Annotated in this window: 2 protein-coding genes, 2 tRNA genes and 2 rRNA genes; 2 read left to right on the plus strand and 4 right to left on the minus strand. The window is 53.7% G+C overall.

What is annotated here, in order from left to right; translation table 11 throughout:
• The first annotated feature begins 15 nt into the window (after positions 1-15).
• Both MELB17_RS15640 and MELB17_RS15645 read left to right on the plus strand, forming a co-directional pair.
• A complete protein-coding gene (locus MELB17_RS15640) occupies positions 16-519 on the plus strand; it encodes a hypothetical protein (RefSeq protein WP_007351269.1) in 504 nt (167 codons plus the stop codon).
• A 73-nt stretch (positions 520-592) separates the two neighbouring features.
• Positions 593-4,099 carry a PAS domain-containing hybrid sensor histidine kinase/response regulator gene (locus MELB17_RS15645; protein ID WP_007351270.1) on the plus strand — a complete coding sequence of 1,169 codons (3,507 nt, stop codon included), beginning with the start codon at positions 593-595 and terminating at the stop codon, positions 4,097-4,099.
• A 322-nt stretch (positions 4,100-4,421) separates the two neighbouring features.
• Here the strand turns inward: MELB17_RS15645 and rrf are convergent.
• The 4 genes from rrf to MELB17_RS15665 all read right to left on the minus strand — a co-directional run bounded on the left by rrf (position 4,422) and on the right by MELB17_RS15665 (position 8,269).
• Positions 4,422-4,535, minus strand: a 5S ribosomal RNA gene (gene rrf, locus MELB17_RS15650).
• Between the two features lie 99 nt (positions 4,536-4,634).
• Positions 4,635-7,527 (minus strand): 23S ribosomal RNA (locus MELB17_RS15655).
• A 354-nt stretch (positions 7,528-7,881) separates the two neighbouring features.
• Positions 7,882-7,957 (minus strand) — tRNA-Ala (locus MELB17_RS15660).
• Positions 7,958-8,192: 235 nt separating this feature from the next.
• A tRNA-Ile gene (locus MELB17_RS15665) sits at positions 8,193-8,269 on the minus strand.
• Positions 8,270-8,472: the final 203 nt, after the last annotated feature.

Here is an 8,472-nt window from a genome sequence, read left to right on the forward strand (position 1 = left end):
TTTAAGGAAAACCATATGTTCTGGACACTTGTTGCGACCGTTGTCTGCGGCCTGGGTGCTGCAGGGATCGCATTAGCGCTACGCTCCCTAACCCGCCAACGCCTGCCTAAGTGGATTATTCCTGCCTTTGCCGGTGCCGGCATGATGGCTTATCTGATTCAGGGCGAGTACACCTGGTACGACTTTAAACAGGCGCAGCTGCCTTCGGAAGCGGTCGTGGTCAATACTGAAAGCCAAGCCGTGCTCTGGCGCCCCTGGAGCTTTGCGTTTCCGTATGTCACTGCGTTCTCGACGGTGGATATCAACAGCGTGCAGCGCAACGCCAATGACGACAATGTTGTTCTTTTCACCCTGTACCGCTTCGAGCAAAAACTGACTGATTCCGTCTCTCACCGGGTACATCTACTCAATTGCACCGATCGTGAGCTGGTGCCACTGGCCTCAGATGGCCGCCCTAGCCTTGATAACATGAAGATACTGACACCGGACGACCGCTTACTGATTACCGTATGCCGCTGATGAAAAGAGGGCGCGTCACGCTGGCGCCTATGTCGGCCTGCAAGCGCCCCATTGCCCTGGAATAGCGAACGTTATGATAAGCGCCTGGCTGCTGGTTCTGATTTCCATCACCTACATTTCACTGCTGTTTTTTGTGGCTTGGGCAGGCGACCGCCACCCGGGGCTATACCGGCATCGCCTGGCCAGGACTCACATCTACGCGCTGTCTCTGGCAGTGTATTTTTCCTCCTGGACCTTTTATGGCGCCGTTGGTCGCGCCACCCAGGAAGGTCTTGGATTTTTACCCATCTATCTTGGGCCGTTACTGGTGTTCGTGTTCGCCGCACCGCTGTTGCGCCGCATCATTCATATCAGCAAGCGCAACAGCAGCACCTCCATAGCCGACTTTATCGCTTCCCGCTACGGAAAATCCCAGTTGCTCGCAGCGATGATAGCCGCCTTTGCGTTAATCGGCAGCGTGCCCTACATCGCCTTGCAGTTAAAAGCCATCGCCATGGGCTTTGCGGTGCTGTCCAGCCCCCAGGGCGGCGTACAGGAACTCAGTAACGCCGCCTGGAGCGATTCAGCCTGGTACATCACGTTGGCTCTGGCCCTGTTTACCATTTTATTTGGTACCCGCCATCTGGAATCAACAGAACATCACCGCGGCATGATTCAAGCCGTTGCGTTTGAATCTGTGATCAAACTGGTGGCGTTTTCAGCGGTTGGGTTATTTGTGCTGTTTGGTTTTTTCAATGGTTTTGGCGACCTTACACAGCGAGTGGCCGCGGCCGATCTCATCGGAGTGCTGACAACCCAAAACCTGAATCTGACCGCGTTTATTACCCAAACCCTGGTCGCCGGGGTAGCCATTGTCTGCCTGCCGCGGCAGTTCCACGTTATGGTGGTTGAAAACAGCGATCCCCGCGATTTCGAGACCGCGCGCTGGGCTATGCCTATTTATCTGATCATCGCCAGCGCTTTTGTACTGCCGATTGCAGCTGCCAGCTTGCTCGTACCCGATAGCGCCAACTACAACCCTGACATTATGACGCTTCAGTTGCCCATACTGGCCGGCAATACCTGGCTTGCAGTACTGGCGTTTCTGGGGGGCGGCTCCGCAGCGGCGGCGATGGTGATTGTGTGCTCGGTGGCAGTCGCCACCATGGTCAGCAACGAAATCATCATGCCAGCTTTGTTGAAATTCTTTCGCCCCAGAATGAATCGCAAGGCGGACCTGAGTTACCTGCTACTTAGCATCCGCCGCATCGCAATCTGCGCTGTTTTACTAACAGCGTATGGCTTTTATCGGATGGCAGGCGAAGACACCAGTTTAACGGCCTTCGGGTTACTGTCGTTCGCTGCTGCGGCGCAACTTGGACCGGCGTTGGTGGGCGGAATCGTCTGGCGCGGTGGCAACTACAATGGCGCGGTATGGGGCCTGTTTACAGGCTTTTTACTATGGCTTTACACTCTGCTTTTACCTGCACTGGCATCCACCGGCTGGATCAACGAGACGCTTGTTCAGCAAGGTCTCTGGGGCATGAGCTGGACCCGACCCACGGCACTGTTTGGTGCTGATCTGGACCAGGTTAGCCACGGTATAATCTGGAGCCTGGGGGCCAACACCGCGATTTATATTGTGCTGTCTTTACTAACCCGCCAACGAGTGCGTGAAAAAATACAGATTGCCAGTTATTTTCAAGATGCTCACGGGCGCGGCGAAACTCCGCACCAGCAAACCTGGCAGGGCCAGATTCTGACTTCCGATCTGCAGGCGCTGGCTGATCGCTTCATGGGCGACGAGCGCGCAGAAACGGTGTTTCGCAATTACGAGCGCCGCAATGCCATCCGCCTTTACCCACAGCGGCCGGCAACAACACATTTGATGAAGTACATAGAGCGCCAGTTGGCATCGATTATCGGCGGCTCAACCGCGCGTGTGGTTTTGGAATCGACCCTCACCGGTCGCGATATGCAGATTGAAGACGTCGTCAGCATTGTGGATGAGGCCTCACAAGCGATGACGTTTAGCCGGGAGCTACTGCATTCGGCCATTGAAAACCTCAGCCTTGGCGTGTCGGTGGTGAATCATCAGCAGGAGCTGGTGGTGTGGAATCATCTATACATTGAACTGTTCAATTACCCCAAGAGTTTTGTACGCTTGGGACGACCAGCGGCCGACCTGCTTCGCTACACCCTGACTAACGCAAACCTGTCGGCCCGCAAAATTGATGAAATCGTTGCCGAACGCATTGTCAGCATGACCCAAGGCCAGCGTGTTTCCTATGAGCTCCAGCGGCCCGATGGCACGTTTATCCGCATTGAAGGCGCGCCAATTCCCGGCGGCGGCTATGTCACGACATTTCAGGATATAACACCCATGCGCCGCACTGAACAGGCGCTGAAAGAAACCAATATCTATCTGGAACAACGGGTCAAAGAGCGAACCCAGGAACTGCAGGTGATCAACGAGCAGATGCTCAAGGCCAAGTCTGTGGCCGAGCAAGCCAATCACGGTAAAACCCGCTTTCTCGCGTCAGCCAGCCACGACCTGCTTCAACCTTTAAATGCCGCACGCCTGTTTACCTCTGCCCTACAAGGTAAAGCCCAAAGTGCCGAGTGCCAGCAATTGGTCGAACACATCGACAGTTCCCTGGGTGCGGCCGAAGAAATTATCAGTACTCTGCTAGATATCTCCAAACTGGATGCCGGTGCTCTGGAGCCGGATATCAGCGTGTTTCCGGTTAGCGATATCATCCGCCGGCTGGCAAACGATTTTTCTGCCATCGCCAAAGACCAGGACCTTGAACTGGATGTCGTACCCAGCTCCGCCTGGATCCGCTCAGATGCTAAGCTTTTGCGCCGGGTGATCCAAAATTTTCTGTCCAATGCCATACGTTATACACCCGAGGGCCGCATCCTGCTGGGCTGTCGTCGCCTGGATGGTTACCTGCGCATTGAAGTCTGGGACACAGGGCCAGGCATTCCAGACGATCAGCTGACCCAGATTTTTGAAGAGTTCCGCCGTTTCCAGCATGGACGCGACAAGAAAGGTCTAGGCCTTGGCCTTGCCATCGTCGACCGCATCAGCGGTATGCTCAATCATCCGGTGACGGTTCAGTCGCGGCAGAGTCGTGGCAGTGTTTTCAGTATTACGGTGCCCAGAATGGCCGCCGAGGAGGTAACACCCCTGCCGCTACAAGCTCATTGTCCGGCTCGGCGAGTATCCAGTCTGAAGGGCCGCCATCTGCTGTGTATTGATAACGATGCCGCTATTCTTCAGGGTATGGTGGCGCTGCTGAGCAACTGGCAATGCCAGATAACAGCTGCGGAAAGCCTGGACGACGCCATGACAAAACTGGGCGTGGACATTCCAGACATTCTGCTTGCCGACTATCAGCTAGACGACGACAAGAACGGTCTGGACGCCATGGACACGCTGCGCGTAGCTCTGGACAAACGCCTGCCCGGCATCCTGATTACCGGCTATATGGCACAAGAGGTAAGAGATGACGCGACAGACCGCGGCTATCATGTGCTTTATAAGCCCGTAAAACCGGCTGCTCTGCGCGCTATGGTGAATAAACTTTTAAAATAGGTCGGTAGGTGGCAAGCACTCTACGCCCCGCTGCTTTCGGTAAACTGAGCTATTTGGTCGTGGATGACTTCGATAGCTTCCACGTTTTGATGGGCATCGTGCTCTAAACATTAGATCTGCAGTAATTCAAAGCCCGCGAGAGATTTAGCCTGGGACAGACTTCCCTAAGGGACAGATTTCAAATCTGTCCCTTAGGGAAGCGGGGGCAAGGCAAAGCGGGGACGGATTTAAAATCCGTCCCCTGTTTCTGGCGGGTTTCGTCTTTTTCCAGGCAAAAAAAAAGCCCCGACGGCTTACGCTATCGGGGCATTTAGCAATAAGAGTCTGACGATGACCTACTCTCACATGGGCGAACCACACTACCATCGGCGCAGGCCTGTTTCACTTCTGAGTTCGGGATGGGATCAGGTGGTACCAGGCCGCTATGGTCGTCAGACAAAACGGTTGATCACTGGGGGATGAGATAGAACATTGGCTTTGTGGGCCGCGATAGCGATTTTTTCGTTGCGATATCCGCAATTGTCTTGGGTGTTATATAGTCAAGCCGCACGAGCAATTAGTATCGGTTAGCTCAACGCCTCGCAGCGCTTACACACCCGACCTATCAACGTCCTGGTCTTGAACGGCTCTTCAGGGGCCTCTAGGGCCCAGGGAGATCTCATCTTGGAAGGGGCTTCCCGCTTAGATGCTTTCAGCGGTTATCCTATCCGAACATAGCTACCGGGCAATGCCACTGGCGTGACAACCCGAACACCAGAGGTTCGTCCACTCCGGTCCTCTCGTACTAGGAGCAGCTTTCCTCAAATCTCCAACGTCCACGGCAGATAGGGACCGAACTGTCTCACGACGTTCTAAACCCAGCTCGCGTACCACTTTAAATGGCGAACAGCCATACCCTTGGGACCGGCTTCAGCCCCAGGATGTGATGAGCCGACATCGAGGTGCCAAACACCGCCGTCGATGTGAACTCTTGGGCGGTATCAGCCTGTTATCCCCGGAGTACCTTTTATCCGTTGAGCGATGGCCCTTCCATACAGAACCACCGGATCACTATGACCTACTTTCGTACCTGCTCGACGTGTCTGTCTCGCAGTCAAGCGGGCTTGTGCCATTACACTAACCGTACGATGTCCGACCGTACTTAGCCCACCTTTGTGCTCCTCCGTTACGCTTTAGGAGGAGACCGCCCCAGTCAAACTACCCACCACACAGTGTCCTCATCCCCGATAAGGGGACCAAGTTAGAACCTCAAACATGCCAGGCTGGTATTTCAAGGTTGGCTCCACGCAAACTGGCGTTCACGCTTCAATGCCTCCCAGCTATCCTACACAAACATGTTCAAAGTTCACTGTGAAGCTATAGTAAAGGTTCACGGGGTCTTTCCGTCTAGCCGCGGATACACCGCATCTTCACGGCGATTTCAATTTCACTGAGTCTCGGGTAGAGACAGCGCCCCCATCGTTACGCCATTCGTGCAGGTCGGAACTTACCCGACAAGGAATTTCGCTACCTTAGGACCGTTATAGTTACGGCCGCCGTTTACCGGGGCTTCGATCAAGAGCTTCGCACGAATGCTAACCCCATCAATTAACCTTCCGGCACCGGGCAGGCGTCACACCGTATACGTCCACTTTCGTGTTTGCACAGTGCTGTGTTTTTAATAAACAGTCGCAGGGGCCTGGTATCTTCGACTGGCTTCCGCTCAACCCGCAAGGGGTGTCACATACCACCAGCGTGCCTTCTCCCGAAGTTACGGCACCATTTTGCCTAGTTCCTTTACCCGAGTTCTCTCAAGCGCCTTGGTATTCTCTACCTGACCACCTGTGTCGGTTTGGGGTACGGTCTCAAATCACCTGAAGCTTAGAAGATTTTCCTGGAAGCATGGCATCAATAACTTCCCGCCACATGGGCAGTCGTCATCACGTCTCAGAATTGAGGACCCGGATTTGCCTAAGTCCCCTCCCTACACGCTTAAACCGGGACGACCGTCGCCCGGCTTACCTAGCCTTCTCCGTCTCTCCATCGCAGTGATTCAAGGTACGGGAATATTAACCCGTCTCCCATCGATTACACCTTTCGGTCTCACCTTAGGGGCCGACTCACCCTGCGCCGATTAGCGTTGCGCAGGAACCCTTGGTCTTCCGGCGTGCGAGTTTTTCACTCGCATTGTCGTTACTCATGTCAGCATTCGCACTTCTGATACCTCCAGCAAGCTTCTCAACTCACCTTCGCAGGCTTACAGAACGCTCCCCTACCCCGCATACAAAGTATGCAGCCGCAGCTTCGGTATCCAGTTTGAGCCCCGTTACATCTTCCGCGCAGGCCGACTCGACTAGTGAGCTATTACGCTTTCTTTAAAGGATGGCTGCTTCTAAGCCAACCTCCTAGCTGTCTGAGCCTTCCCACATCGTTTCCCACTTAACTGGAATTTTGGGACCTTAGCTGGCGGTCTGGGTTGTTTCCCTCTTCACGACGGACGTTAGCACCCGCCGTGTGTCTCCCGGATAGTACTCACAGGTATTCGGAGTTTGCATCGGGTTGGTAAGTCGGGATGACCCCCTAGCCGAAACAGTGCTCTACCCCCTGTGGTATTCGTCCGAGGCGCTACCTAAATAGCTTTCGGGGAGAACCAGCTATCTCCGGGCTTGATTAGCCTTTCACTCCGATCCACAAGTCATCCCCTGGCTTTTCAACGACAGTGGGTTCGGTCCTCCAGTTGATGTTACTCAACCTTCAACCTGCTCATGGATAGATCGCCCGGTTTCGGGTCTATGCCCAGCGACTCATTCGCCCTATTCAGACTCGGTTTCCCTACGGCTCCCCTAAACGGTTAACCTCGCCACTGAACATAAGTCGCTGACCCATTATACAAAAGGTACGCCGTCACAGAACAAGTCTGCTCCGACTGCTTGTACGCATACGGTTTCAGGATCTATTTCACTCCCCTCACAGGGGTTCTTTTCGCCTTTCCCTCACGGTACTGGTTCACTATCGGTCAGTCAGGAGTATTTAGCCTTGGAGGATGGTCCCCCCATATTCAGACAAGGTTTCTCGTGCCCCGTCCTACTCGATTTCACTAGACTCAGGTTTCGGATACAGGGCTATCACCCACTATGGCGGCACTTTCCAGAGCCTTCTCCTACCCGTTGTCTAGCTTAAGGGCTAGTCCCCGTTCGCTCGCCGCTACTTAGGGAATCTCGGTTGATTTCTTTTCCTCGGGGTACTTAGATGTTTCAGTTCTCCCGGTTCGCCTCTTACACCTATGTATTCAGTGTAAGATACCCGACCTAGATCGGGTGGGTTTCCCCATTCAGAAATGTCCGGATCACAGCTCGTTTGCCAGCTCCCCGAACCTTATCGCAGGCTTCCACGTCTTTCATCGCCTCTGACTGCCTAGGCATCCACCGTATGCGCTTAGTTGCTTGACTATATAACCCCAAGACAACTGACTCTACTGCCACAAGATCACGGCCGACTAACCGAAGTTAGACAGCGTGTTCCAGGAACACTAGAGATAGTCACTCGAAGTTATAAACAACCACTTCAACGACAACACCGGATAACGCTTGAAAAAATCGTTATCACTTGAACACTTTCCTCAAAGACCGTAGAGAAAAGTATTCGTGTTCTATCTCATCCAATTTGTTAAAGAGCAAATCTGACCCAGTGATCAGAAAGAAGACCTTCAGACTTAGCGGACGCTAAACTGAAACACTTTTTTCTGTACACTGACCGAAGCCAGGGAATTCAGGATTTTCAGGTTATTCGAACCATCTGTATAATGGTGGAGCTAAGCAGGATCGAACTGCTGACCTCCTGCGTGCAAGGCAGGCGCTCTCCCAGCTGAGCTATAGCCCCGTCTGCTTGTCCAGCTTTTGTTACTCGTCGTTGCAGCCCTCGCTCGCGTCAGTCATGACCCCTTGGTCACTCCTTAACTCGCTTACGCTGCGCCTAGATTACCAAAATCTGTCCGGCGCATCCGCGTTCGTTTCTGACTCTAGAGTCGTACTCGGAAATCGTTCAGATCAAGGCATCGGATGTCGCCGCATAGCCTGCTATGCAAGTCATTCGATAACGCCGAGATGAACGATTTTGGTGGGTCTGGGTGGAGTTGAACCACCGACCTCACCCTTATCAGGGGTGCGCTCTAACCAACTGAGCTACAGACCCAATTATCACACCATCTTATTGTGCCTGGACTGCGTTGCGGCTCTCGCTCAGTCGGTCACGTACTCATGTACGCTCCCGTATTCGCTCCATCCGCGCCTTGCCAGACTCAACAATCTGTCGCGCTAATTCAGCGGGTCGGTCGAGACCCTTTGCTCTCTTTAATTAATCAACCAAGTAATTCGTGTGGACTCTGACCGAAGCGT

This window comes from Marinobacter sp. ELB17, from assembly GCF_000169375.1.
Taxonomy (GTDB): domain Bacteria; phylum Pseudomonadota; class Gammaproteobacteria; order Pseudomonadales; family Oleiphilaceae; genus Marinobacter.

Coding starts and splice junctions, on each gene's coding strand:
- MELB17_RS15640 (WP_007351269.1), top strand. CDS start 16: ATGTTCTGGACACTTGTTGCGACCGTTGTCTGCGGCCTGGGTGCTGCA.
- MELB17_RS15645 (WP_007351270.1), top strand. CDS start 593: ATGATAAGCGCCTGGCTGCTGGTTCTGATTTCCATCACCTACATTTCA.